This window comes from Duncaniella freteri, from assembly GCF_004766125.1.
In the GTDB taxonomy this organism is placed as follows: domain Bacteria; phylum Bacteroidota; class Bacteroidia; order Bacteroidales; family Muribaculaceae; genus Duncaniella; species Duncaniella freteri.
Genome location: NZ_SJSA01000002.1, coordinates 1,023,919 through 1,049,606, shown reverse-complemented (window position 1 = coordinate 1,049,606; position 25,688 = coordinate 1,023,919). Strand labels below are relative to the sequence as shown.

30 protein-coding genes and 1 pseudogene are annotated in these 25,688 nt (G+C 45.6%); 16 read left to right on the top strand and 15 right to left on the bottom strand.

Going from position 1 to position 25,688, the window contains the following annotated elements:
- Positions 1–13: 13 nt before the first annotated feature.
- Entirely contained in the window at positions 14–688 is a 675-nt protein-coding gene (locus tag EZ315_RS14820; protein WP_135472850.1) for a hypothetical protein, read from the bottom strand.
- Positions 689–698: 10 nt separating this feature from the next.
- Positions 699–1,436, bottom strand: coding sequence for a hypothetical protein (locus EZ315_RS14815; protein ID WP_135472761.1), 738 nt, complete (start codon positions 1,434–1,436; stop codon positions 699–701).
- Positions 1,437–1,490: 54 nt separating this feature from the next.
- Here EZ315_RS14815 and EZ315_RS14810 point away from each other — a divergent pair, with 54 nt between their 5' ends.
- Positions 1,491–1,673, top strand: coding sequence for a hypothetical protein (locus EZ315_RS14810; RefSeq protein ID WP_135472760.1), 183 nt, complete (start codon positions 1,491–1,493; stop codon positions 1,671–1,673).
- A complete protein-coding gene (locus EZ315_RS14805; protein ID WP_242452619.1) occupies positions 1,655–2,269 on the top strand; it encodes a GNAT family N-acetyltransferase in 615 nt (204 codons plus the stop codon). Before EZ315_RS14810 ends, EZ315_RS14805 begins: the two co-directional genes overlap by 19 nt.
- 5 nt (positions 2,270–2,274) lie before the next feature.
- Here the strand turns inward: EZ315_RS14805 and EZ315_RS14800 are convergent.
- Positions 2,275–3,828 (bottom strand): annotated as a pseudogene (locus EZ315_RS14800) (TraG family conjugative transposon ATPase); the annotation flags it as partial.
- 591 nt (positions 3,829–4,419) lie between these two features.
- Between EZ315_RS14800 and EZ315_RS14790 the strand changes: the two are divergent.
- From EZ315_RS14790 to EZ315_RS14775, 4 genes are all read left to right on the top strand, one after another.
- On the top strand, positions 4,420–5,157 hold the full coding sequence (locus EZ315_RS14790) for an IS5 family transposase (protein ID WP_135472759.1): 738 nt from the start codon (positions 4,420–4,422) through the stop codon (positions 5,155–5,157).
- Between the two features lie 86 nt (positions 5,158–5,243).
- Positions 5,244–5,801: a DUF4840 domain-containing protein gene (locus EZ315_RS14785; RefSeq protein WP_068960208.1), complete on the top strand. Its 558-nt coding sequence runs from the start codon at positions 5,244–5,246 to the stop codon at positions 5,799–5,801.
- On the top strand, positions 5,794–6,699 hold the full coding sequence (locus EZ315_RS14780) for a DUF4377 domain-containing protein (RefSeq protein WP_242452618.1): 906 nt from the start codon (positions 5,794–5,796) through the stop codon (positions 6,697–6,699). The genes EZ315_RS14785 and EZ315_RS14780 overlap by 8 nt, the downstream gene beginning before the upstream one ends.
- 21 nt (positions 6,700–6,720) lie before the next feature.
- Positions 6,721–7,146 (top strand): DUF2867 domain-containing protein, encoded by a 426-nt coding sequence (locus tag EZ315_RS14775; protein WP_135472758.1) that lies wholly within the window; start codon positions 6,721–6,723, stop codon positions 7,144–7,146.
- On the opposite strand, the gene EZ315_RS14770 is transcribed toward EZ315_RS14775, so the two are convergent.
- On the bottom strand, positions 7,141–8,688 hold the full coding sequence (locus EZ315_RS14770) for a mobilization protein (RefSeq protein ID WP_135472757.1): 1,548 nt from the start codon (positions 8,686–8,688) through the stop codon (positions 7,141–7,143). The genes EZ315_RS14775 and EZ315_RS14770 overlap by 6 nt on opposite strands.
- Before the next feature lie 624 nt (positions 8,689–9,312).
- On the opposite strand from EZ315_RS14770, the gene EZ315_RS14765 reads away from it, so the two are divergent.
- The 10 genes from EZ315_RS14765 to EZ315_RS14730 all read left to right on the top strand — a co-directional run bounded on the left by EZ315_RS14765 (position 9,313) and on the right by EZ315_RS14730 (position 15,211).
- On the top strand, positions 9,313–9,933 hold the full coding sequence (locus EZ315_RS14765; protein WP_135472756.1) for a radical SAM protein: 621 nt from the start codon (positions 9,313–9,315) through the stop codon (positions 9,931–9,933).
- 2 nt (positions 9,934–9,935) lie between these two features.
- Complete coding sequence (locus EZ315_RS14760) at positions 9,936–10,718, top strand: energy transducer TonB (protein ID WP_135472755.1); 783 nt, start codon at positions 9,936–9,938, stop codon at positions 10,716–10,718.
- Between the two features lie 2 nt (positions 10,719–10,720).
- Positions 10,721–11,668: a hypothetical protein gene (locus EZ315_RS16760; RefSeq protein ID WP_238337159.1), complete on the top strand. Its 948-nt coding sequence runs from the start codon at positions 10,721–10,723 to the stop codon at positions 11,666–11,668.
- 41 nt (positions 11,669–11,709) lie between these two features.
- A complete protein-coding gene (locus EZ315_RS14750; protein ID WP_135472754.1) occupies positions 11,710–12,531 on the top strand; it encodes a hypothetical protein in 822 nt (273 codons plus the stop codon).
- Entirely contained in the window at positions 12,531–12,707 is a 177-nt protein-coding gene (locus EZ315_RS16420; protein WP_168184342.1) for a hypothetical protein, read from the top strand. The genes EZ315_RS14750 and EZ315_RS16420 overlap by 1 nt, the downstream gene beginning before the upstream one ends.
- A gap of 49 nt (positions 12,708–12,756) precedes the next feature.
- A complete protein-coding gene (locus EZ315_RS14745; protein WP_135472753.1) occupies positions 12,757–13,233 on the top strand; it encodes a hypothetical protein in 477 nt (158 codons plus the stop codon).
- Between the two features lie 144 nt (positions 13,234–13,377).
- Positions 13,378–13,506, top strand: coding sequence for a hypothetical protein (locus EZ315_RS16875; RefSeq protein WP_262709693.1), 129 nt, complete (start codon positions 13,378–13,380; stop codon positions 13,504–13,506).
- Between the two features lie 7 nt (positions 13,507–13,513).
- On the top strand, positions 13,514–14,182 hold the full coding sequence (locus tag EZ315_RS14740; protein WP_135472752.1) for a hypothetical protein: 669 nt from the start codon (positions 13,514–13,516) through the stop codon (positions 14,180–14,182).
- On the top strand, positions 14,169–14,522 hold the full coding sequence (locus EZ315_RS14735) for a hypothetical protein (protein WP_135472751.1): 354 nt from the start codon (positions 14,169–14,171) through the stop codon (positions 14,520–14,522). Before EZ315_RS14740 ends, EZ315_RS14735 begins: the two co-directional genes overlap by 14 nt.
- A 17-nt stretch (positions 14,523–14,539) precedes the next feature.
- On the top strand, positions 14,540–15,211 hold the full coding sequence (locus EZ315_RS14730; RefSeq protein WP_135472750.1) for a hypothetical protein: 672 nt from the start codon (positions 14,540–14,542) through the stop codon (positions 15,209–15,211).
- 783 nt (positions 15,212–15,994) lie between these two features.
- Here EZ315_RS14730 and EZ315_RS14725 read toward each other — a convergent pair.
- The 11 genes from EZ315_RS14725 to EZ315_RS14675 form a co-directional block, all read right to left on the bottom strand.
- A complete protein-coding gene (locus EZ315_RS14725; RefSeq protein WP_135472749.1) occupies positions 15,995–16,597 on the bottom strand; it encodes a hypothetical protein in 603 nt (200 codons plus the stop codon).
- 11 nt (positions 16,598–16,608) lie between these two features.
- Complete coding sequence (locus EZ315_RS14720; RefSeq protein ID WP_135472748.1) at positions 16,609–17,850, bottom strand: relaxase; 1,242 nt, start codon at positions 17,848–17,850, stop codon at positions 16,609–16,611.
- Positions 17,847–18,383: a plasmid mobilization protein gene (locus EZ315_RS14715; RefSeq protein ID WP_135472747.1), complete on the bottom strand. Its 537-nt coding sequence runs from the start codon at positions 18,381–18,383 to the stop codon at positions 17,847–17,849. The genes EZ315_RS14720 and EZ315_RS14715 overlap by 4 nt, the downstream gene beginning before the upstream one ends.
- 272 nt (positions 18,384–18,655) lie before the next feature.
- A complete protein-coding gene (locus EZ315_RS14710) occupies positions 18,656–19,117 on the bottom strand; it encodes a hypothetical protein (protein ID WP_135472746.1) in 462 nt (153 codons plus the stop codon).
- A 66-nt stretch (positions 19,118–19,183) separates the two neighbouring features.
- Positions 19,184–19,426, bottom strand: a complete 243-nt coding sequence (locus EZ315_RS14705; protein WP_135472745.1) for a helix-turn-helix domain-containing protein — start codon at positions 19,424–19,426, stop codon at positions 19,184–19,186.
- A 231-nt stretch (positions 19,427–19,657) separates the two neighbouring features.
- Entirely contained in the window at positions 19,658–20,071 is a 414-nt protein-coding gene (locus EZ315_RS14700) for a hypothetical protein (RefSeq protein ID WP_135472744.1), read from the bottom strand.
- The gene (locus EZ315_RS14695; protein ID WP_135472743.1) at positions 20,064–20,687 is read right to left on the bottom strand and encodes a hypothetical protein; all 624 of its coding nucleotides are present in this window, start codon (positions 20,685–20,687) and stop codon (positions 20,064–20,066) included. Before EZ315_RS14695 ends, EZ315_RS14700 begins: the two co-directional genes overlap by 8 nt.
- Positions 20,688–20,692: 5 nt before the next feature.
- Positions 20,693–22,126 carry an AAA family ATPase gene (locus EZ315_RS14690; protein ID WP_135472742.1) on the bottom strand — a complete coding sequence of 478 codons (1,434 nt, stop codon included), beginning with the start codon at positions 22,124–22,126 and terminating at the stop codon, positions 20,693–20,695.
- A 181-nt stretch (positions 22,127–22,307) separates the two neighbouring features.
- Positions 22,308–23,459 carry a site-specific integrase gene (locus EZ315_RS14685; RefSeq protein WP_135472741.1) on the bottom strand — a complete coding sequence of 384 codons (1,152 nt, stop codon included), beginning with the start codon at positions 23,457–23,459 and terminating at the stop codon, positions 22,308–22,310.
- A 36-nt stretch (positions 23,460–23,495) separates the two neighbouring features.
- Positions 23,496–24,641: a site-specific integrase gene (locus EZ315_RS14680; protein WP_135472740.1), complete on the bottom strand. Its 1,146-nt coding sequence runs from the start codon at positions 24,639–24,641 to the stop codon at positions 23,496–23,498.
- Between the two features lie 226 nt (positions 24,642–24,867).
- A complete protein-coding gene (locus EZ315_RS14675; protein WP_242452617.1) occupies positions 24,868–25,677 on the bottom strand; it encodes a hypothetical protein in 810 nt (269 codons plus the stop codon).
- Between the last annotated feature and the right edge of the window lie 11 nt (positions 25,678–25,688).

Sequence of the window (25,688 nt, the reverse complement as noted above, 5' to 3'; positions counted from 1 at the left end):
GATCGGTATATGTTTATTTGTTCCACTTGTTGATTACCGCTCCAACAATCTCGTCCTTTACATCGGAGGTGAGTATCTCCCAGATGTAGTCAGGCTTCCAGCCGCAGTTTGTCATGAGATAGCACCACAGGTTGGCGTTGTCGATAATCCGCCGGGCGTTCTCTATGGTGTCCTTCAGCGACATGACAAGGTTCATCTTCTCGTCCATCGAGGCTTTCATGAGGTTTATGCCGGAGGCGGCCACGGTAGCGTATAGTTTCTGTGCGTGCTTTATCTCGCGTGCTATGGCAAGGTTGGCGTCGGCATAGTACCACGCGACAAAAGGCTTCTTGGTCACATACTTGTAGGTGTTTACCGTAAAGTCCTTGTATTCCTTTGTCAGCAGATAGAGCGAGCTGGCGGTCGAGGATATGGCAGCGGCGAGTACCACGTATGAGTATGCGTTGTTGAGCTTCGTGTCGAGCGTAGAGCGTACATCATTGAACTTCTCCGCCCCTTTGGTGACAAGAGATTGCTCCCCGAAGCTCGTGGCTATGCGTGCCAACGCCTGGTCTTCATCTTTCTTGACAGCCTTGTGCAGAGCCATAAGAGCCTCGAATGTCGGCAGGTCTTTCGGGAAGTCGAAGGCAAATGACTTCAAGGGAAGAAGCAGAGCCACCAGAGCTATGATTGTAAGTTTCCGTATCATCATGGCTCAGTCATTTTATAATCCGCAGTCCGTTCCAGTTGAGTATCAGCATACTGACCTGATTCTGCATGACTTTCATGTTGGCCCAGCCCTCCGGGTCTATTGCGAAAAACAGGTCTTCTTTTGTGGCGTACTGAGCCATAGCCATCATAGCCTGAACCTTGTAGCGGATTTCGAGAAGGTCGGTGTATATCCTGTTGGCTACCGTCAGGCGGTCATAGCGGTCAAGGAGATTGTATCCGTCGCTCTTGGTCTCGGCAGTAGCCTGGCCTTTGAGGGGATTCTGAACCTTGCCGTTGTTGACTATGTTGATGAAGTCGGCCACAAGCTGCTGTGTCTGGGCTGTGAGGTTGCCGAGTTCGTTAAGGCAGAGTGCCTTGTTGGTGAACTTGGCCTTGCTGACTGTCTTTATCAGTTCCGGCACGCTCTTGACTATGTCGAAGGCGCACAGTCCTATCTCCACATAATATTTACTCTCGGTGCCGAAGCCTGAGATATTCTCCATAGTCACCTTGTAGAGTTCGGTGATAGTAGCCATGCTCACGGTGTATTGCTCCAGCTTGTTCTGCTTTGCGGATATGGAGTCAAGTCTCCTGTTGTGCTGATCCTCTATGGCTTTCTGCGATGCGAGATTGGTGGTCACCGCTTTCAGGCAGTACGGGTCAATCACCACTTTCCATGCAAATAATTTTATAGGGGTGACTGAAAACGCAATAATCCAGATAAATATCTTGATGGTGTCAATCATAACCTTGTGTAATTTGTTTTATTTGTGTAACTTTGCACCGTTAAAGCGAGAAATATGGCAACACCAATAAAAGCGGTGCCTATTCTTACAGGTGAATTGGCTGAAGAATTTATCTTCCGTGCGGAAGAGAATGAGAGAAAGCCCAGAAGAGAAGTCTCACCTGAACGGCAGAAAGAAATCTCCGACTTTCTGAAACGATCAAAGGAATACGTACCATCATGGAGAAGGCGGCAGTGACCCCGATAATCAGTCTTGAAAAAGACTGCATTATGGTCAAGCTTACTAAGGATGTTCTGGAACATTGCCAGAAGTTCACTTGTGGCGAGGAGGATTTGGATGACTTCTTTGCCAATGACGCTATTGCCTATGCTAAAGACCTTATGGGCAAGACGTATTGCTGGCTTCTGAAGAATGATGATACAAAAATCGTAGCGATGGTGACACTGGCAAATGCTGGTATTCAGACAACCCATTTGCCCAACAACCCCAAAAGGAAACTTAACAAGCATATAGCCTATAATAAGCGTGGACGTACATATCCCGCTGTACTTATAGGAAGGCTTGGAGTTGCAACCGATTATCAGGGCAAGGATTATATGATAGGAGCCCAGCTTATGAACTTTGTCAAGCCGTGGTTCAGTGGAGAGGATAACAAGACCGGTTGCCGCTTTATTCTCGTAGATGCCGTAAACAAAGAACGTACAATCAAATACTACGAGCGAAATGGTTTCATCCCATTGTTCCCAAGAATAGAGGATGAAAAGATTTTTTATGATATTCCGATGGAGGAAGACCTCAGGACCAGAATGTTCTTCCACGATCTTATCGATTGATAAAATTAATTCCATAGCGACATTACTTTCTGTTGTTGGTTGACCTTACGGGCAAAATCAAGATATTTGGATATTCCGGCTCTCTTGCGGTCGGCCTCGATGTTGGTTATCGCCTCCTGCATGGTGCTGTAATGACGTAGATATATTTTCAGAGCCTCTTTCTCGGCTCGCTCGGTGGTGTAGGCCCAGTAACATTCCGGCGGCTCCTCGACGCCATACACATCGGAGTTCTGGCCACGGCATATCCACACCTCTTTGAAGTAGTTGCGTCCCTCCTTGTTATTGAGGGCGTTGACTGTGAATATCTGCTGTTTCTGAATGGGGGTCAGTCCGAGTATGGCCGCTATGTCGCTGTACCTGTCCTTGAACTTCGACTGGTCGAGCAATATCTTCACATCGGAGTTGTTGATTATCGCCTCTTTTACGATGGGAGAGTCTATCACATCGTTAAGCTCCTGTGTCACCACACCGGCTATGCCGTGGAACTTGCGGACGGTCTTATACAGGAACTTTATGTACTCCGCCATAGTGGGCGAGGCTATCGCTTTCCATGCCTCCTCGATTATCAGGGCCTTGCGACCTTTCTTGATACGCATTTTCTGGAGAAAAACGTCCATGATTATCAGCACAACGATAGGGAAAAGCACCGGGTCGTCTTTAATCTTGTCGATTTCAAAGACTATGAAACGCTCGTCGAAAAGAATGGTGTCGAGGTCGGAGTTGAGAGTGACCTCCAGTTCGCCGCCACGGTAGAACTGTTTGAGGATAGCGGCGAAGTCGCGTATGTCGAAATGTATCTTCTCCAGCGATGTGATTTGCGGTATTCGTTCAAGGGCGAACTCGTAATAGGTGTTGAAGGAGAGCGACGGCACTTTGAGGCGGCGTTTCTGCTCCTCCATGTGGTCTATCTGCCTGTCAATCTTCATAAGCATCGAGGTCTCGTGCAGTTCTTTCTTATACACCTCAATCTTTGAGGCCGCTTTCTCTTTCTCAGCCTCGGTAGTGGCACGGTCAACAATCATGGCCCGCAGTGCCCGGCACTGTCGGATTATCTTGTTGCGCCGTTCCTCCGATGGGAGTATGAGGGCGCGGACGGTTGTCTTTGTTTCCGGCTCAGGTGAGTTTATCTGTTCCTCGATGTCACGCATATCGGTGGCGAACTTCTCGTAGTCGTCCTCCATCTTGTATGCCACAAGAAGTTCCTGTCGAAGATTCTCACGTTCAGTATCCGTGAACTTGTCAAAGGGATGGAAATAGGCATCGTAATATTCCACAATAGTCTGGTTGACAATCATATCCTCAATCTTTGAGGGAAGCTCGTTTCCCTTGAAAATAAGGAATATCAAGGATTTGAGGAAGTTCTTTTTCTCACCGAAGTTAAGGTCATATTCCTCGCGTGTCACCTTGAAGGGATTCATAGAGATTGGTTTCTCCTTTGAATATGAAATATATGTGCCTTGAAAATAACCGCAGATGCCCTCATAGGAGTCACCGGTATCGACCATCACGACGTCGGTGTTCTGCTCCAGCAACTGTCTTACCACACTGTTCATGTGGAATTGATGTGAGAGGATTTTTATTGCTGAAAATCAACGATATAAGAAAATAAAGGTACAAAAATCCCGATAAGAAAAAAAGGAATATAAAAGCAGTTTTTGAGGTGGCAAAGCAATGAGAAAAGGTTTATGTTTAGGATGCAAAATTTAACACAATCTTAACATCTGATAGATATTTTTATATTTCACAGACAATAAAACAGAATGAGGTCAAAATAGCAAAGCACTTGTCAAGGAATTATTTTTACCACTAAAATACAGGCTCTTGAACGCTCTGAGAAGCAAATGAGGTACAAAAATGGGGAAAATGAGCTTTGAAATGCTGATTTTGTCTGTCATCGAGAGACTTTTATAGGATTTTTACTACCTTTGTAATTGGATTGAGGCAACTCTATCCAAGACATATGAAATAAAAAGAAGCGTTATGCTCATCTTGTAAGTGAAAACGTAGGAACTTTTCATTCGGTGCAAGAGATAGCATAGTGGTTCTCACGCATATAGCGTGGGCTGCTATTGTTACATCTGCACTAATGGTTTCCTACGACCTTCACTTAGAAACTGTTTAAAATTAGAATTGAAAAAATGTTATAGGGCATAACAAACCCTCAGCCAAAGTGTTATATAAACGAAGTATTCTTCGAAAATGATTGTCGCAAACGTAAAAATTCACTACGGAGCCTATTCGAAGCGGTATTATACCTACTGGTCACAGGATGTCAGTGGAGGATGCTTCCACACGATTATCCCAAGTGGCAATTGGTGTACTATTACTTCCGAAAGTGGTCCAAAGAAGGTAGAATCGAACATTTGCTCAACAAACTTGTACGAAAGGTGAGGAAGAAACGAAATCAATCAGAAAGTCCCTCTGTGGGAGCATTGGATGCCCAGAGCGTTAAATGGGGCAACCGTAAGAGTGACAATGGATTTGACGCAAACAAGAAGGTCAAGGGCATCAAACGTAACATCGTGGTTGACCGCAATGGCTTTATTCTTGCCCGGACAGTATGCAGTGCATCGGTTCATGATTCCCATCAGGCTCACCCATTGTGTAATGCAGCAGACAGAGAGTGGGAACGGCTTGAAAAGGTTCTTGGTTACCGTGGGGAGATTGCTAAAGATATTGAAAAAGATTTTGCAATCAGCCTTGAGGTTTCCAATACTCCAAACGGGACTAAGGGATTCATACCGAAACCTCTCAGATGGGTAGTCGAGAGAACTTTCTCATGGCTTGATTGGTTCCGTCGCCTTTCACGCAATTATGAAGAATCAACAGAGGTCGCTGAAGAAATGATTGATTTGGCTGCCATAAAAATTTTATTGAATCAAATTTAAACAGTTTCTTAGACGTGGCATAGTTGGCTCACGTTTCTGCATTATAAATTAATCTCTCTATTGAGCCATACGAGAAAGGAAAAAGTATGAAGCAAATAACTACAATTATTCTGTTCATTGCCTTGATGTTCTTTTCAAGTTGCAATAAGGATGAGCCAAAGTTTTCATCATCTGAAATTCAAAGAGCACTTTTTGAAATGAAAGGCACATATCATGGCGAAATGAGTGTTTCCTACTATCATGGGGAAACAATATCTGAAGGTAATGCGTGCAAAGCTGTTTCAAAGGATTCCTTGACAATCGACATGGATTTGTCTTTAATGGCACAGTCTATTACAGATGAAACGATTGCATCCCGACTTCGTGACATCGGAACAGTTCAGGTCAAAGCCGCTTATGAATTTTATCAAATGGACGAGCAAATGTATCATTTTGTGTTGCTCCCCAAGGATGTAATTTGTATTGGCGGATATGGTGCTCCCGAAACAGTTAGAATCGTTTTTGATCAAATTTTTGGCGGCAGTGCCGATTACTTTCATCATAGCATAATGTTCAACCTGTCTCCGAAAGAGCTATGGTTCGGAGATAAAAAATATGAACCATTCCAACAGCTCGTATATCATTTTGGAGGAAATTATGAATAACAAATACCATACCCATATGAAATCACACTTTCTTAAGATTCAATTCATCTTAATCGTCTCTCTCTTAATGTGTGCCTGCACTGACGATAATGAAGAAGGGAAAAAAGTAACTGATTATAGCGAATACACAATCACGGTAGCTTCTATGAAACTCCCAGGTGTTTTAACATCGAGTGGCAATAATATACTTGCTGATGTATATGCTGTAAAAGACGAGAACTCCACCGAGTGGGAGGCTCATGGCGAGATTGCCAAGTTTGAATACGAAGAAGGATATGAATACCAAATACGTATCAGTGAGACGAGCTACTTGGATTATCGCATGGGCGACCCGGCTTGGACTGAATACGAGCTATTGGAAGTTATATCGAAAGAACACAAGAACTCTGAGAATTTGCCTCCTCATTTCATCCCGAATTGGTATTTTGAAAAACATTGTTCGTATATTAATCCGGAATTTGCCTATGCCATTGACGCTGATAAAAAGGAGGACATTGAGAACGACCTTAAAACCGATGTCGCATATAAGTTTGGAGGTTCATGCTGTTATATGTGTAATGCCGACAAATGGTTTCTGTTGGATTCTGATATGCAGACAAAGGAGCATGGCATTGTGATTAGGAAAAGTAAGGATCCAACGGAATTCCCTGAATCATACAAACTCCTCATGCCGGAACAACAGATAGTTGCATTTGGTCAATATGATTTTGTGACTGTGCCGGAAGAACCCATTATGCAATATGATGTGATGATTAGCCGACAGTTTCCAACCAAATCCATTAGTCGAGAAACATATATACTATGGCTATATAAAGACATCACGGCTTACTATCAGAGCAAATATCCAGATTCCAACATAAATGCAGTCGTGATTCGCTATGTAGTGTCGAATCCATGATAATAAAGAATTTTACGCATCATGTGGCTAAACAAGCATTATTATACTGATAATTTCAGTGAGATAGTCCATAGCACACGACCGATAGGTGCAGAAGAATTGGCTGACAGATTCTTCCGCGCACCGCAGTGGATTATTACCTTAATGAAGTGCCGTAATACAATGGTAAAACCCTTTGGTCTTAAGGGAGAGAAGAAATTATCGGATTTAATCAAAATCGAATCCGAAAATGTGGCCTCACTAAATAAAATCGACAAACATCTTGATTACGAGGTTATGCTGATAACTGAAAATCTCGGAAACGGCAATCAACGCATATCGGTCAGTACAAAGGTCTGCCTGCATAACTGGCTGGGGAAATTATATTTCGCTGTAATAAAACCGTTTCATAGATTAATCTGTAAGACATTGATAAAACGAGTTCGTAGGAATTTAGAATTATCATAAAGCCTGTCCTCGCCCTCTCTCAATTTTCCAATCATACCGACCTTCCGCGACATCGCCAATCTCATTGAGTGTGTGGCGATGTTTTATTTCATCAAAGGGCTGTCGGTGTTCCGCATAGTCACAGAGCCATGCACCTATTGCTTTCTTCTGCTCGGTGGTCTCGCCGTAGCTCTGCATGACGCTCTTGATGTCGGCGGCTTCGGAGGGAGAAAAGAGTGATTTGTGCCGTTCCGTGGCGAAATGGATAATCGCATCAATGGCTCGTCTGAACACCTCGCTTGCCTTGTAGAGAATATTCGCAATAATATTCAGAATGTCCTGGCTCGATTTCAGCGCACTCTGTAACCGCTCTATTGTCTTGTCCTTCTCCGCCGTTGCCCGGCTCACCGCCATGCTGATGCGGTGCTGCTCTCCGGTCTTCTGCTCCCGAAGTTGCCGTAGTGCCGTGTCTCTCTCGGATTCAAAAATGTCAGCCATTGCCATAGCACTGTCACGTTCCAGTTCGACCGTCCGTTTCGCTTCGACCAATGAACTTGTACGCTTCTCCACCTCTTTTCTGACGGCATCGGGGAAAGATTCTTTGATATGCTCGTTCTCAGCTTTCAGTCTCGCGTTCTCCTGCTCGATGGCTGCATATTTGCCTTTGCCGAAAAGATTGGCTATGCCGGATTTGATGCTGTCCGTGTTCTCACGATCAACTTTCCGTGCGTGTTCCTCCTTGTCGGCAATCTCGCTGTCAAGTTCCATGCTGCGCCGTTGCTTCTCCATGTTCCCGACTTGGATTTTCTCATGTTCCATTTTGGCTATGTCTGCTTCACGGAGTGCCGCATCCCTTTCGGCTTCGGCTGCTACCTTTTCCGCCTTTACCTGTTCGGCTTCCTGCCGCTGCTTGGCAAGAATGAAATCCGCACGTTCCAGATGTTCCTTTCCCGTCTGCTCTTTTGAGCTGCCCCTTTCCATGTCAAGGCATTCAGCCAAAAGCGTCTGCATTTCGCTCATGGCTTTCTCGTCCAGTTTGCAGGATTTGCCTGTGTCGTGGTTCATCCAGTCCCATACTATATGGGCGTGAAGATTGGGCTTCCATGTGGCATTGTCACCGGGAATGCCGTAATGCCCCTCGTCACGGTGGATGAAGATTTGCAGTGCTGAGATTCCCCATCGCTCCTTACACACCTCGCAGAAATGCCGCAACTGCTCCAACGTGGTATCATCCTTGATTACCACGACACCCTCTTTGAGCGGAGTGCTGCCGCGCACGACGGTCACCTTTCCCGTCTTCTTGTTCACACGCTCCCGGTCTTTGGTCTGCATCGCCCGACCTGTCTTATCCTTTACCATCGCGGCTATCTGATTGTATCGGTCGGTCAGTGTCGAGTTCTCAAATTCAGGTGCTACCCATGTCTCGTTTGCCGCCATGAGGTCAGTGCGGACATAGAACTTTTCCTTGCCGATACGGGCGAGGTATTCTGTTGTCCGCCTGTTGTGTGCCTCGCTGCTTCCAATGTTGCAGGGCTTGATGTTGACTGATGTCTTCTGTGCCATAGGCATGATGATGTTTACAGATTTACAATAGGGAAAAGGGTTATTAGGGCGGAGCCTTAATCGGAGGGTGCAGGGAGAGGGTCACTTCCTGCTCGGGGTTCTCAGGGGTCGAGACCTCTGAGCGGAGATTCCAAAGAGAGGGTCACTCTTTGGTCAGGGGTGTTGGGGGCTGACAGCCTCCGACCGGGTTCTTAGGGCAGAGCCATAAGTGGGACGGGGCAAAGCCCGGCCACTCGGGAGAGCCCACAACTACGGAAGCGAAGCGTGTAGTTATAGTGGGCTACTAACCAATGTGCAATATTACATTATTGATTTATAGCTGTATAAACAGATTTGTATGTTGTTAAGCAACGAATAGGTAACAGAAATAATTTTTATCTGCGTATGCGTGACGTATAGAAGAATAGTGTGCTTTTCACTTACAAAAGTAGGGATAAAAAATGGAATTTGGAATAATTCCATGATGTATTTATAAACGGGTGCTTGCGTTCACAATGGACTGTTTTATAGTCTTACCCATAATCTAAATCATCAAATCGTTAGTTCTTAAATTATTTCCGTACCAAAATCGCAATTCTTTCAAGTAAAATGCGTAATTTTGTGTAACTTAAGGTAATTGGTTACATGAAACAACGGGTAAAAATAATCGGAATATCACGGCATCGCCTCTCAACTGATGGCGATGGTGTTACTACGCTTGTTGCCTTTCATGGCTGTCCTCTCAATTGTCGATATTGCCTGAACCCGCAGTCGCTGGGCGATGCTGGACATTTCCGCGAGTATTCGTCGGAGGAATTGTATGCCGAAACGAGCATTGACGAACTTTATTTCATCGCCACAAACGGAGGCGTGACTTTCGGAGGCGGCGAGCCATGTCTGCGTCCGCAGTTTATTCGTGAGTTCCGCGAACTGTGTGGTCCCTCATGGCAACTCAATCTGGAGACATCACTCAACGTGCCGTCTGCTAATGTCGAGGCTCTGCTCCCGGTGGTAAACACCCTGATTATCGACATCAAGGATATGAACCCCGCGATATACAACAGCTACACCGGACAATCAAACGACCTTGTTCTTGACAATCTCCGGCTGATAGCTGATTCGGGGAGACAAAAGGACTGCATAATCCGCTTACCGTTGATACCTGATTTCAACACAGAAACCGACCGCACGGCAAGCTGTTCCAGACTTGAGGCCCTCGGTTTCAACAACTTCGATTTATTCACCTACCAAATACGCAGACATTGACTATGGTACGAGGAAAACAGACTTGCAAAATCTTGAAAGAGATTCGCCGGCAGATTGCCGAGGCAAACGAGATTGAGTTAGTTACATCGGAATGTCGCTACAAAGGCGACTGTCTCGGTACGTGTCCCAAATGCGAAGCCGAAGTACGATATTTGGAGCAACATCTTCGTGTCCGCTCACTCGCCGGAAAAGCAGTTGCCCTTGCAGGAATCTCGGCTGGCATAATGCTTATGTCGGGATGTAACGGCAAATCATCGAATCTGTCAAACGAAACTTTGCAAGGTGAACCGGTGGCTCCCATTGAGCAAACAGAGGCAATGGATAGCATCGATGAAGAAGGTGAACAGCCGGAAGATACGATGTCTGTGTCACGGGATTTGTCTGTCATCAAAGAGGGCGAGATTGCCAGTGTTCCAATCCCAGGGGCAGTACCTGACTATCCCCCTGCAGATCCGGATGAGAAGGGTGTTTATAGCTGTGTTGAGCGAATGCCGGAATTTCCCGGAGGAAATGTTGAAATGTTGCATTTTATAAACCAACATCTGAAATATCCCGAAGAACAATTAAAAGAGGGGATTCAAGGTCGTGTGGTTGTAAAATTCTATGTAGATACATTGGGACGGGTTTGCGAGCCGGAGATTTTAAGAGGCAAGGATTCAGCTCTCGTCCGTGAGGCGTTGCGTGTAGTCCGGCTATTTCCGGATTTCACTCCAGGCACACTCAATGGCAAGAAAGTCAACACATACATGGTTCTTCCTATAACATTCAAATTACCTACAGATTGACTATGGCACGAGGAAAGCAGACCTGCAAGATTCTGAAAGAGATACGCCGACAGATAGCAGATGCCAACGGGATTGAGTTCGTGACATCGGAATGCCGCTATAAGGGCGACTGCCTCGGCACTTGCCCCAAATGTGAAGCAGAGGTGCGCTATTTGGAGCAACAGCTCCGCATCCGCTCCCTTGCCGGAAAAGCCATAGCCCTTGCCGGAATCTCGGCGACATTCCTCACCATGCTCATGCCGTCATCTATGCAGGCTCAGATACAATGTGATACACAATTCTCAACGGATAGTGTCTCAGTTCAATCGCGGATTGGAGCAGCATTAATAAAGGGTCGTGTTACTGGAATCTGGACAAAGCCGGGCGAGTCTAAAGGAGAACACGAGGTTTTGATAGGCACTGTCATCCAAAATATTAATACTAAGAAATCAATTAGCACTGACATTGATGGTAATTTTCAAATCGAGGCATGCTTGGGCGATTCGATAAAATTCTCATATATCGGATACAAACCACGTACTATATATGTGAATGACCTTGAAACTCCAATGAATGTTACGCTGGAGCAAGCAGATTATTTTATAGGTGAAATAGAAGGTGTTGTAGCCAAAGAACCGGCTAAGCCTGGGGGGATGCTTGATTTATATTTTGTCGATGAAAAGGGCAATGCGATTAATCCATCTGAAATAGATGTTTATAAAGTTTTTACTGATGAAAATGGTAGCGAAGATTATGAATCGCTATCATCCGATCATCAATATGATAATGACACTGCGATTAGAATAGAGTGGATTTATGATTGGGCACTTCAAGACAAAGACGGCAAGCCTCTTAAAGAAGCGACATTCCGCATAGAAGCCGAGGGTTACGACGACCCGGTGACAATCAAGGTCAAATATCCCCAACGCAACGCTAAGAAAACTATCAAGTTCAAAAATAAAAAGAAATAGCCGCTATGTCCGATTCTCTCCGATATAAGATAGTCCTGTGGATGATGTGGGTACAGATTGCGCTCCTGCCTATTATCGTAGTGATGATAAATGTGACAAATAGTGGCGTTATGTGGCGATGGAATTTGCTCAACTGGATGATGGTTGGAGGCTATATTCTTGGATTGCTCGCTCTCCCAGCCAGCCGAGGACTTGAAAAGCCGGGATTACTGAAATGGTGGTTGAGAATAGATTTCTGGTTCTCGCTCATTCCGGCTGTCATTGCACTGCCATTGCTCTTTTATGTCGGAAGGCATTATATAGATGCAGAGGATGGAGATTACGTTCTCTATCACACACGAGGTTTAATGATGGCCGCCCCGCACTATGGTTTAGGGAAAAAAGAGGGCCTATTTATTCGCCCCATGTCGAAATCCGTCCGGATTAATGATTATGATAATGTGAAAATTGAATGCTTTAAAGTCGACGCACAGAAAGGCTTCATGTATGGACTGGAGCGTGGGGTATCGCCTGCTACATGGGTTTTGCCGATTGATTCAGCCAAATACCATAATCATGCCAAGGAAATAACAGCACTAATAGACAGCTTATATCAATTACAGCCATTATTGATATCGCAATCTTGCGGAGCATTCGTTTTCCCTGACGATTTTGTCGAAATAAGCTACTTTGAAAAGCAAGTAACTTACGGAGGTTCTGCATCTTATGATATTGAAGATCAGGGTGATTGTATAGCTGTAAAGACTCCTGATGGCTATCTTATAGTACCACGATTGAAATTTACACAAGATTCTATCGGCGAATTATCACCTAAAGTGGTAAAAGCATTCATAAAAAGATTAGAAAATAGAAATAGCAAATAATGGATCAGATTGGTAAATTCATAGCCTCGGCGGTTGTCGTGTTCTTATTCATGTTCAGCCTTATATTCTGCTTCGACTCGCCCGACACGTTGACCAATATCTTATTGGTCAGTGCAAACGTGCTGTTTTGGGGCGGCATCCTTTGGCTTATCAACAGGAAAGGAGGCAAGCGATGAAACAAATCTGGTACAATCTCGAAGTAAGTAAAAGAAAGGAATCGCAAAAATGATGAGACAGCAGACTGATACAAATATATTCGCATGCTTCGTTTCCTACCCATCGCTGGTTGCAGATGTCTCGGAACAAATAAAAGACGAAGCAATTAAAAAAGGTGATATGTTTCGTTCCTATATTTGGGGCGAAGCGGGATTAGACCGTTATCTAAAGAATATCCAATATTCAGATTATGGACAAGATCTAAAACGGATTCTTTTCCAATTTTACGTTTTGCCCTGTGATTATGAACGAGTGCATATCAGAGATATTGAGAACTATCGCAAACGGGAAAAGGCCATTGGGATTTCAATAATCATTGAAAGTGATTTTTTTCAATATTCCGATGCCCAAAGAAAATGTATCTTAGTGTCATCTATCATTTCAAAAATCGAAGGACTAAAAGATGTCATCGAGAAGAATAGATTGGATACTAATATTGAACAACTTGTTTTAGACTTAAAGCAAGAATTAAGTAGTTATGTATAATTAACGAAAATGAGATGAAATAATGGAAACTTTAATGGAATTGATTGCTGAAATATTTATCCGTTCATGGTTCGGTTCGGCGATTCTTCATATCGGAGCCGGGCTTCGGTATGGTGGTTGTGGTTGTTCCGTCGCGGACAAAAAGTGACATACAGGCAAATCCGCTATGGGTCGGAAGATTTCAATAACATAGACCATGCCGACAACAACCTCGCCAACGGCTTTCTTGGATTCCTCGTTTTCGCAGTGATTCTGATTCTAATAGCCAAATAGTATAAATATGAAGAATGTTATATCAATGAAATATTATAAGCTGTCACATGACCTGAGGATAGGCAAGAAATACCCACAAGTAGATTGTCTTTGTCCTTTCACGGCATCTCAAATAAGTCCGTGGAATAAACTATTATGTAATCCCGATTTGAAATTCAAATTAAAAAAGGGGGCTATTATGTCAGACTATATCTCCACGACAGCCGGACCTGGGTGTGATATGCTTATATCTCCTGAATTATATGACTGTATCAGGCTTTTCAATGTCATGCCGTATCAGGTTTTTCCAGCTTTAATTGACGCCAATAAAGATATTAGGGAATACTTGTGGTTACATCTATACGGACTTCCTTTCGTGGATTTAATAGACTACAAAAAATCATCATTCATCAGGACAGAGTGGACTATTCCACAAGATTCTATTGCTCTGGAGTCTTTCAGCCAATATCAGCAATTAAAATCACAGGATAAGACTGGGGCTTTTGGCGTAACATTTGATTCGCTCACATTAAGAGATAGAAGCATAATTTGGGATTTGTTCTTTCCGTTTCCATTCGACAGTACAATCGTTATATCTGAACGATTAGCGGATGAGTTAATCAAGTCCAATTATACCGGTTTGTCGATCGAACCAACTGATTTAATCTCTTGCACATTGAATAATGAAACTGACTGACAACATCAGCAAAGCATTGACCGCCTTTCGTATGGCTGCGGCTGCTCAAGTTGCATCAACGGAGAGTGGCGATTATAAAAAAGGCAACAATGCCTTTGACCGGATTATTCAGATTCTTAAATATCTCAAGGAATTAGGAAAAATGAATGAATTGGAAGCATTGTTGTCTGATTCTAATGTAGGTGTAAGAATGTTTGCCGCATATGGTTTGCTGCCGAAATCTCCCAAAATCGCGGTTCCAGTTCTCAAAGAGATTTCACAAAGAGAGGATATACATTCCCTTACCGCAAAAGCGACACTTGAACAGTGGGAACAAGACACTTTAATATATCCATTTTAGTTTTTAGCGTTACGATTATGAAAAAGTGGCATAAAATATTAGGTGTTATAACCTTTGGAGCGATTGGCATTTGCGAATTGCTCTTATGTGCCAATACCTATGTGGATTTGAAATATATAGCATTAGACCTTTATTGGCCGGATGAGATTGAGAGATTGTATCAGAGGACAAATTCTCTATCAATAGCTCTTCTTCTCAATTATATCATCGCACTTGCCCTGTTCATTTGTCTATGGCGGAAAGGAACGAACAAGACTAACCCTTCGCCTATCAAAATTATTTCAGTCGGAAAAATTACATTGCCCTTCACTTTTGAGAAAACTTACTGCCGCCTTGGAGTATTTACTGAAAATAATGGCATTGAACGTATGGAAGCCTATTTTGTCAGAAACGACAAAACAGCAATCTGTTATAAAAATAGTCTTTTTTATCAAGTTGTCATTGATGATGCAAAGCATGATAAATACGACAATAGCGAAATAAATACAGGCACTATTATTAATATTCGCGCAACAACAGGACTTGCTAATTACATTGTTAAATTGTCGGATGAGAGATTGATTGTATTTGAGATTCTTCCCGAAGGTTACGGTGAACTATATGAAAATTTCACAATAGTACTCCCAAGTGATGACAGATACTCGGAGTATTTGGAAGATTATAACAAGGGAACTGAACTTGATTACTGAACAGAAAATAAGCGATGATACTGACCGATAAACGATTTTGGATATTTGAGGCATTTGTGGCTTTTGTTTCAGTAGGAGTGGGTTATAGTATGTTGTATATGGAATGGGATACATACTACACGGTCATATTCCTATTATGTGGTTTGTTGAGCGGATTCGTTGCATTTAAGTGGTTTAGAAAAAGTAATTTCAGACTTTCTTTGTCGGTTTGGATAGCCAACAGCCTATCTGTTGCAATTTGTTTTCTTTTACCCAATTTAAATAAATCCACAACACATTTAGATTACCTGATATTATTTTTGATAATGTATTCATTAATCTCAATCATCCCATACATTGTCATAACAAAAATTTACTCACTTATCTCAAAACGACTATGACACATAAATTGGCTTTATTTTGGACAGCATGGGGAGTGATGCTGCTTCTCATGGTCTATCGTTGTATGTCCGAGGGTTGGCGAGGAGATACGACATTGCTTGGTGGAGCTTATGCGCTGTCGCTGTTATCGGCTTGGCTGTGCCATAGGATAAGACAGAGAATCGCCTTTGGCAATCTGATTGTGATGATTGTCTATAATGCTATATTGAGTTATAATCTGGCATTTCACAGTCGGTATGGAGCCGGACTGACTTGGTGGCTCTTCGCACTGCTACTAAACGCCGTCCATTCAATCGCATTACTCGCATTCATAATTGCGCATACAATAAAACAGGAAAAAGTTAGCGACTGATAGATAATCGGTTTTGAAAATTTGAATGCTTTACCATTGCGCGGCATAGATTACTTCTTCCTGTAGATATATGCTGCAATGATGATTGTCAAGGCTGTCAGCCCGGAATATACAACTGAAATTTGTGTCAGCACATCGGAATGAATCAGTTTCACATTGGCGAATATGACGAGGGCAAAAAACGTGGCAAGTATTAGCAGCAATGCAATCATGCACCAGAATGTTGTCTGTGTCATGGATATGCGATTCTCATTGCGACGGATATCCTTGTCTGCCTTTTTGCTTTCTATGCGAATCCGAGATATGGCATTGTCAACAATGGTATTGATTTCTTCAAGTAATGCCTGTCTGTCGTTTTCTGCAAATCTTATCGGAAATGATGTTTTAAGCAGGTCGTGGAGATTTTGCATTGTTCCTGCGTATGCACCGATTCCTTCAATGAGGCTTTCCAACTTTTTATGCGCATCCGCAATCTCCGGCTTGAGCCTGCGGAACTCGTTGGCAAGCGCATCATTCCGTTGTTCAAGTCTTTGCCGACGTGCTTCTTCCGCTGTTACTGCTGTTACCTCTTCTATTTCAGAAGTCTTTGCCATTTCGGATGTGGCTTCTGTGGGCTGCACATCCTTGCTGTAATCGTATTTCCTGTTTGCCATAGGTGTATTCTTTATCTTCTGCGTCCTGATTTCGTTTCCTTGCCAAAATGTGCCGCCGCTGCACGGGCGCATCTGCGGGCGCGTTCAATCTCGTCCTCGTCTTTTTTGTCACGCCAGTTGTCATCATTGTGTGAACCGCCTCCACCGCCTCCCGTTGAAACGGAGCCAACTGCCGTCAATCCCACGAACAAGGCTACCGCCATATCGGTGAGTTCTTTCCAGTTCGCCGTCTCGCGATAGTCGAACTCATCGTTGAACACCTGCATGACATCATCGGGAATATAGAACAGGGAGGTCTTGCCGTCGTGCGGCAGCTCGTATCGGGAAGTGTTCTCATGCCATGACGAATAGTCTGCGACAGGTTCGCTGGAAAGTTGCAGTGGCTTTGCAACAGGCTTTGCGGCGACTGGAACAACAGGTACATCCGTCTTTGGCACGATTTTACCGACAGGCTGCACAGTCTTTGTTTCGGACTGGTCGTGAAGTTTCTGCCAGGTCTGTTCAATCTTCGATGCCATGAGTTTGCGCCCCTTGCCAAGTTCGGATGCCTTGAATTTGGCTTTGCCCTTTCCGACCACATAACCCTTTATGCCGCCTTTGTCGTCCGGCCGTTCCACAAGTGTGTACCCATTTGCCCGCACCCTTGCTACATAATCATCCCAAGACCATGACGGCATTGCCTTCAGAATGTCCATAAGGTCTTCGGCAACCTTGACGGCGTTTGCCTTGTGGATTTCCTTCGCGGTTATCCATCCACGCTGGACGGCAACAGCCTGCGCCGCATCATGCGCGCGGATATGTATCTTGTGGTCGTTGTTCGTCCTGCCGTTCCTGTCCTTTCGGCACACGGCGGCATGGAGGTGGGGAATCCGGCTGTCGGATTCAAGATGCAGCCACACCGTGTAGATGCTGTCCGCGAGGTTTGTCTTGTGGGAATACACTTTGCCGTCTTCATCCGCCATCTCTATTTTGTCATACTCCCGGACAAAATCATCCCACAACTGCTGCCAGTCCTGCATGGTGAAGTCCTTTGTATGTTCTTTCGCCGGACTGATTTCAATGCGGATAACATTATTCTTCATCGGCGCGTGGGCTTTCATCATGTCCCATACGCCTTGCGCGTCAAGTCCGCACGGAAGCAGGTTGTCCTTGACATGATATATCAGTTCCGGGTGTTTCTTGTTTCTCGACTCACCGGATATGTATCGGATATCATTTATTCCGTGGTTTATGGATTTTGCCTTGCCTATCATGTCGGTGCCTCCTCCTTGTCTGTTTCTGCTACTGTTTCTTGTTGTACCGTCATGTTTTTCACCGCCGGTATGCGGTTCGGGGCGAAATGTTTCTTGATGAGCCTCGTAATCATGTCAGCGGTCTTGCCGAGAAGCCGTAGCGCGCCTATCATCCACGGCTGGTTACGGAACATCGCCCTGCGCTCGTCCTGTGACATTGCGTTAAGCATCGAGGTGTATTTCGCATAGTCGCTGCGTGCGATGACAAGCTGCTCGCGGACTGCCTCCTGTTCCGGTGTCAGCCGTACTTTCGGCTCGTATCCGTATGCGCGGGAAAGCACATAGTCACTGAGGCTCATGCCGCACTCATTGGCAATGCTTGTGATTTTCTCCCGTTGCGACTTGCTGACACGGAACGAGATTGTCGAATCACGTTTCTCCTTGACTTTCTTCTTTTTGTTTTCCGTGTCTTCTGCATTCACGGCGGCATCGGTTATTCTGTCTTTGGTTTCAACCGGTTCCGTGTTGCCGGGTAATTTCTGTTCAGTTTTCATAAGCGGTAATTGATGATTCTACAAAAGGTACCGGTGCGAGCCTGCGAGCGGCGTTCTCCGTTGGACTGCGGGACAACGGCAAGAGAGCCGTGCGTGGAATGACCGTCAGGAAATGTAATGCAGCGGCATATCTTGAAACACCACTCATCTTCCTTCCCTCCTTTTTCTTCCTTTTCTGCCCTGCCTTTGGCATTATCCCATCGCTGTTTTAGGCTGTTTCGCCTATATTATAAGAGGTATGACAGCCGCCTGTAGGTCGCACCTTACCCGGATTACTTGTTGTCGTCGGGAAGTCTGTCGAAGGCTGTCTTCACAGCTTCGGCATCGGTGGTGATACGCATCAGCGCAACGGTCGCCTTGAGTGCCTGTGCCTGGTTGCAGAATTGCGTGACGGTATTAAGGAGGACTTCCGACCGTCCGACACGGAACGACATCACAGCGTCTGCCGTCAGGGTGTTGGTCTTGTTCATGCCGTGGTTCAGGAACCGGTTTACTGCCAGCCTGTCAGCCGGATCGATGTCCTCATACTTGCCGTTGCCCGTGGCATGGCTTACCATGACACGTACGGCGTCCGCCTGATAAAGTGTACAAGAGTTGAGGAATGCAAGTACATGGGCGAACTCCGCCTTGAGTTCGCCTCTTGCGCGGGGCTGTCTGCCATTGTTTTTTCCGCTGTTGTCCTTTTGCGCGGAAACATTGCTGTTCACCTGCGACACATTGTTTTCATTGTTCATACTGAAATGGTTTAAATGGTTTTTGAATACTGCTTGATTGATGTTTGAATTTCATTTGAATGTTCGTTACTTGTCCGTACAGCGGTTTACAAGATACTGCGCGGCATCGCTGTCAATTTCCGCCTGTGACTTGACACGGATGTTTGTCAGCCATGTGTCAAGGTCTGCCTTCGAGAAGAAACACAGTTTGCCGTTGGGCTTGTAATAAGGGATTGCACGGCGCATCATCAGTTTGTAGAGATAGCTCGGCTTGAGTCCGAGGTACTTTGCAGCCTCGGTGGTGGTGAGTAGGTTTCTTTCTGTTTCCATATCGCTTTCAATTTGTTTTTATTCCTGTTGCCATTCAGCATAACACCTTGCGTTTCTGCTGTTTTATGCCTTATGTTTCGCTTGCAAAGTTACTTTGGACTTGAAGTGGCGCAATGTGGCCCGAATGGGGAAAGTGCATAAGACAGCAATGCGCCATACTACTGGTATTCAGCGGTATGGCGCATTGCCGTAATCTTCTTGTGTTATGTCAGATGGGGAACCGGCGGGCTGTTATGGGGTACGGTTCAGTTGCCGGGCTTTTTCGATGGCATTGTCGATGGATTTGCGGTATTCCCGGTTCTCTCTTGTCGCGCCTTGCGCGCACACATCGTTGCGGTGCTTGTCGTAATATGACTTGGATATTCCGCAACGTTGCAGGAAATCTTCCGCCCACTGTTTTCCACGCTCACGCGGCTTGACGGTCTGCGATACGGACAACACCATGTAGCAGATGCGCAGGTTCTCTTTCGGACGCACGGTGACAGGCTGCACCGTCGGCTTCAGGTTCATGAAGTTCACGAAGTCGGAGCCGGAAAGATGTCCGAACTGGCAGTCGTTGCAGACCTCGTAGATGAACAGGCACAAGGCAAGGTCAACGGTGTCCATCCATGCGGATGTGTCTTTGAACAGGATGCCGTCACTCATGCGCGTCCCCCTTCATCCGTCTAATGTCGCTGATGATGCTTCCCGAAATGCCTTTCAGTCTCTCGACCAGCACGGAAAGGAACACCGGCTTGAAACAATACACGCAGAAAGTTCGGTCACGCTCCTGCTGTAACTCATTATATAAAAGGTTCACACGCGCGTGGGCTGTGTCGTATTCCGCTTTCTTTGCATCGCACAAAGGGTCAAGCGACTTGTAATCCTCAGAGTCGAGCGGCAGGAAATCCAGCCGGTTGCTCATTGCCGAATACTCGCGCCACAGTCCGGTGGAAATATCTTTCGCTTCCTCATACTTTGCCTCATAGGGTTTTAAGTGGTCATTGAAGATGCCCTCAAAATCCACGGACTGCAATCCTAAATTATCTAATGACAGGAATTTTTCTGCCTTCGAAAAAAGGGAAAAGGAAATCTCGTTCAACTGTTCCGCATCGTCATGGAACATCGCAGCCGCCTCTGTCACTATTTGGTTTGTCTCATTGAAATCCTTGTAGAACAGGGATAGCAGCAAAGCCTGTTCAAAGGTGATGCTGTCCTGCTTACAAGTGGCAAGCAAGTTATTTACCTCTTGCAGCCGTTGTGTTATCTGTTGTATCATCATAATCATCAGGAATTGAAAAGGTCATCCATTGTCACCTCGCTGTGAACTATACTTTTGTTTTTAGCATTGGCCACGCCGTAGGTTGTGACAAATGTGTTTACTAGTGTTTTCTTGTTTTTTGTCGCCATACGGAACAAACCCATACGTTCACGGAGTTTCATCTCATAACTTGTTGTAATACCGTATAGATCTGTACTAAACTTCATTTCACACAAATGAATTATGCGGTCTGCACGTTCAATAATCATGTCTATCTGAAAGCCGGGTATACCATCGCCTTTGTCAGCCTTGCTTCGCCATGTAGAAATGGCAGTTCCAACTCCGGCGATGCCCAATGCAGTTTTAATTTGCCTATGATGATTCAGGCAAACAAGCTCAAAACTTAGTCCCATCCATGCTGACACACTTCGTGAATCAAGGTTATTGCTCCACCACAATCCGTCTTTTGTATTATTGGGTTCAATGAACTTATAATAGAACAATGTAAAAAAGTCGGTAAGTCTGAACAGACTGTCTCGTGTTTTGTTCCCGTAATGGGACAGCCGTGTGATAAAATCGCAGCGTTCAAGATTTCTCAATATTTTGCTCAGAAAAGCACCTTCAATGCCGGTCATACGGAGAATGTCCTCACGTGTCAGACCTAATTTGTTTTCCGACAACAGTCTAACGACTGAAATATAAGTGTCGGCCTTGGCAAACAACGCTGTATAGAGTTCATCGAACTCACCCCGGAGCTGTGCGCCTTCCGCGAATATCAGGCGGTCTATATTCTGTGCAAGACTGTCCGAAACATTCAGTAGGCTCAGATAAAAAGGTGTTCCGCCAAATATCATATAACATTGGAGTATTTGGTATCTGTCCCATTGGCAGTTTCTTTGCCTCAGATACTCTTCTGTTTCATGCAAGGTGAATGGAGAAAGATGCAGGTTGCATGTGATACGGGCGTGCAATCCGCCCTGATTGCCTCCTATCTTGTCAGCCATCCAAGATGTTGCCGATCCGGTCGCGATGAACACTATGTCGGTACGTCGGTTCCCCCATCCGTTCCAGAAATTCTCCAATGCACTGACAAAATTGGAACGTTGGGTGTCCATCCACGGCATTTCATCTATGAAAACAACCTTTTTCCGTTTGCTTGGAAGTTTTTCGAGATAGTCGGCGAGCGCATTGAAAGCCTCGTACCAATTGGCTACTTTCGGCTGTTTCTTTTTGGAATGCCGTTCTATGGCTCTCATAAAATCCTGTAACTGTATCTTTGCCGGTGTCTTATGTTCACCAACAAAAGTAAAGTCATATTTGTAGTTAAAAAACTTGTCTATAAGATATGTCTTGCCGATACGTCGGCGACCGCTGACGATTACAAACTCAGATCTGTCGGAATCCAAGCACCGCTGCAGTTCTTCACACTCTCTGTTTCGGGATATCAGTCTATCTTGCATAACTTTTCCATTGATTTTGCAAAGGTACTGATTTTTAATCGTAAAAAAGAATGTTTTATGCTGACTTTTTACCTTATCGGTGAAATTTTATAAGATAAGGTAATATCTCAGCATATATTTGTATGCTGAGTTGCTACTTTATCACTAAACAAATTGTATTATAAGGTAGAAACTCAGTATATCAGTCAAATACGCCATCGACCAGATTGACAGCTTCAACCTTCTTGCTGTCAACGATTTTAGCGTATATCTGGGTCGTTTTCACGTTGGAGTGGCCGAGCAGCTTGCTCGTGGTATAAAGGTCTGCGCCCAATGTCAGCATCATCGTTGCGAAGCTGTGCCTCGACGTGTGGTAGGTGATTTTCTTGGTGATACCGGCCGCTTTCACCCACTTTGCCAGCACCTTGTTTATGTTGGGTTCGGCAATCAGCCCGTCAAACACCTTGCCGTCATCCGGGGCATCGCCACGTTCAGGAATCCATTTCATCGCCTGCGAGGAAAGGGGAAGGAATATCGGGGTCGTGGTTTTCTGCATCACGACAGACGCGCGCCACTGTTCCCCATCTTTGGACAAGTCACGCCAGCGGAGTGCGTAAATGTCACTGAGCCTCAGACCACAATAGCAGGCGAAAAGATAAGCACGTTTCACATCCTCCCTCGGACATTCCGTCGCTATAAGGGTCTTTATCTCGTCCACGGTAAGGAACTCACGCTTGCTCTCCGGCACCTTGATGCGCTCGGTCGGGGTAAGCGACATGAACGGGTTTTCGGGAATGATGTCAGCCCTGACCGCCGCGTTCAATGCCGTGCTGAAGTAGCCGACATAATCCGACATGCTTTTCGGACTCAGCGGATTGCCCCACGTGGTCTTGTATTCGGACTGGAGCCAGCGGATGAAGGCAACACAGAAGTTCTTGTCGATGTCACCCATGCGCACCTTGTTCTTTCCTATATAAGTAGAAACAAGGTTAGACACCGTACCCAACAGTTTCACGCCTCTCACACCTCTGCGTTTTTGTTCCTCATAGAATGTCCGCATCCAGTCCGACAGCAGCATCTTTGACCTGCCTGATGTGTTCTTCAGTCCGGCCTTGTTGTTGGTCAGTTCGATTATCCGTTTTGACTTGATGGTCTCCACAGCCGCCAGTGTGGCCCTGTTCTGTTCCTTGACACGGGCATTGATTTCGGGAAGGCGGTAGAGCTTAAGGAACTCGTACTGCCTCTTGCCGTCCACATAGATGTCAAGATAGTATGACTCGGAACCGTCCGCAAGTTTCTTGGTGCGCACCTTCACCGGTTCCTTCAGTTTTGTCTTTTTGCCGTTTGCCGCCATATATAATAATATAATAAGGTATTACGATTTATGATTTCAGAATACGGAATCCGCAAGGTTCACCGCCTCGTCCTTCTTCCGGTCGATTATCCTCGCGTATATCTGGGTGTGCTTGACCGAGCTGTGTCCCAGCAGTTTCGACACGGTGTACAAGTCCGCTCCGAGGGTGAGCATCATCGTTGCGAAGGAGTGCCTGCTTGTATGATAGGAGATATGCTTCCTGATTCCTGCCGCCTCCGCCCACTTTTTCAGGTTCTCGTTCACGTTACCGTAATTGACGAGGTTGCCGAACACATAATCATCAAAGGTGCTATCTCCTTTTTCGGGCATCCATTTCAATGCCTGTCCTGACAGGGGAATGTATAACGGCTTGGTGGTCTTCTTCATCACGACCGAAACGAATGTCTGCCCGTTCTCGGTATAAACATCACCCCATTTGAGGTTTCTGATATCGCTGATGCGAAGACCTGTAAAACAGGAGAACAGATAAGCCCTCTTCACAAGTTCGTTGGGGCAGTCCGTGGTAATCATGCTCCGTATCTCGTCAATAGTCAGATATTCACGCTTGCTTTCCGGCTTCTTTATCTTCTCGATGGTCTCAAGTCTGTTCCACGGGTTCTTGTCTATGAGTCCTTCGCGTACCGCTTCGTTGAGCATGGTGCGGAAAGTCTGGCAATAGGTGTCTGCGGTTCTCGCGCTGACGGGCTTCCCTGTCAGGCGGTGCTTGTATGTGTTGCGGAACCAGTCAATCATGTCAAGGCAGAACTGCCTGTCAATATCCGAAAGGCGGGTGTCAGGACGGAACATATGCAAAGCCTTTTTCACGTTGCTGATGCTACCCATGTCTCTTAAACCCCGTTTTTCGTGGTTGTCATAACAAGTTTGAAGCCAGTCCGAAAGTAGCATCCCCATACCGGAACCGGCAAGTTCCATTTGGGCTTTTGCATTCAACAGGGCTTCGGTTCTCGCTTGCAAGATTTCTTCCGCATCCCGGAGTGTGCGCGCGTTCTGACGCTTCGCTGTAGAAGAGGTTTCGGGCAGGAGGTAGAGTTGCAGGAACTCGTACTCGTGCCCGCCGTCCACGCTGCGGTCGAGGAACAGGGACATGCGTCCGTCTGCCAGTTTGCGGCGGCGTAACTTGAACGGGGATTTCTCCACCAGTGATTTCCTTTTTCTTCCCATTGTCCTTCAGTGTCTTATATTCACCTGCAAAGGTACGAAATAATCCGCAAATGAGTATCGTTTTAGGTAACAAAAATGAAGAATAATAGTGATTTTTAAGGAATGTATCAGAAATCATCTGATTTACGGAAGCATCTAATAATCAGCATTTATATAGATTTTCTCCGCTTTTATTTTCCCTTCTTTTGCATACATTGGCTAATGGGCCATATCTGGGCAAGCCCAGTCAGTCACCCCACGACAACTGAGTACCACTCAAAACCGCGCCCTGCACTTCCCGACCTGCCGAGCCTATGCCCGGAGTTACCCTGCCTCCGTCCGTGCCGTCCTGCGCCTCGCTGTGGCTTCCTGTGCCGTTCCCGCCGGATGCCATGTCATCACTGTCTATGATATGCGAATTTGCGGCTGTGTCCGCCATGAACATATCGGAGGGCGGATTATGGCTACCGCCGTCATGCACATCGGCTGACGAATTGGAACTGCCTGACAAAAGAAGGGAAGAAGAAAGGGATGCCGCGCCTGTCGCCAAGCTGTCCGTTTTCTTCCCTCTTGTGTGGCAGTCAACGGCTGCGCCTCCCGGTTCATCCTCTGACGGCAGACTGTCGGAAACAGGTGTCCGCACCTCGCCCGTCTGTCCTTTGGCGGCAGCCGAAGGTCTGATATAATGGGGATTAGTAATAAGGACACCTCCGACATACCATCCTGTGAGAAAATGCAGAGAATGAACGGAAGTGCGGTTGTTGGTCCGGGTGGTCAGCATACCGAGGCGGTTGAAACTGTCGATGAGCTTGCCGACCGTCTTACGGTTGCAGTCCAAAAACTTCGCTAATTCCACATCGGAAGCCGCCACCTGACCCACCTCCAAAACAATATCAATGCCCTTGATTTTATAAGCGGTTCTTGTCCGCACAGCTCCGTTCATCAGGCGGTAGAGGCACTTTTGCCTGAGAGGGGAAAACCTGCCTTCCAAAAGAAAATCCCACTGTCCGGATGAGAGTATGATGCAGTAGTGTATGTTCTGTATCTCGTTGCTCATAGACTGTGACA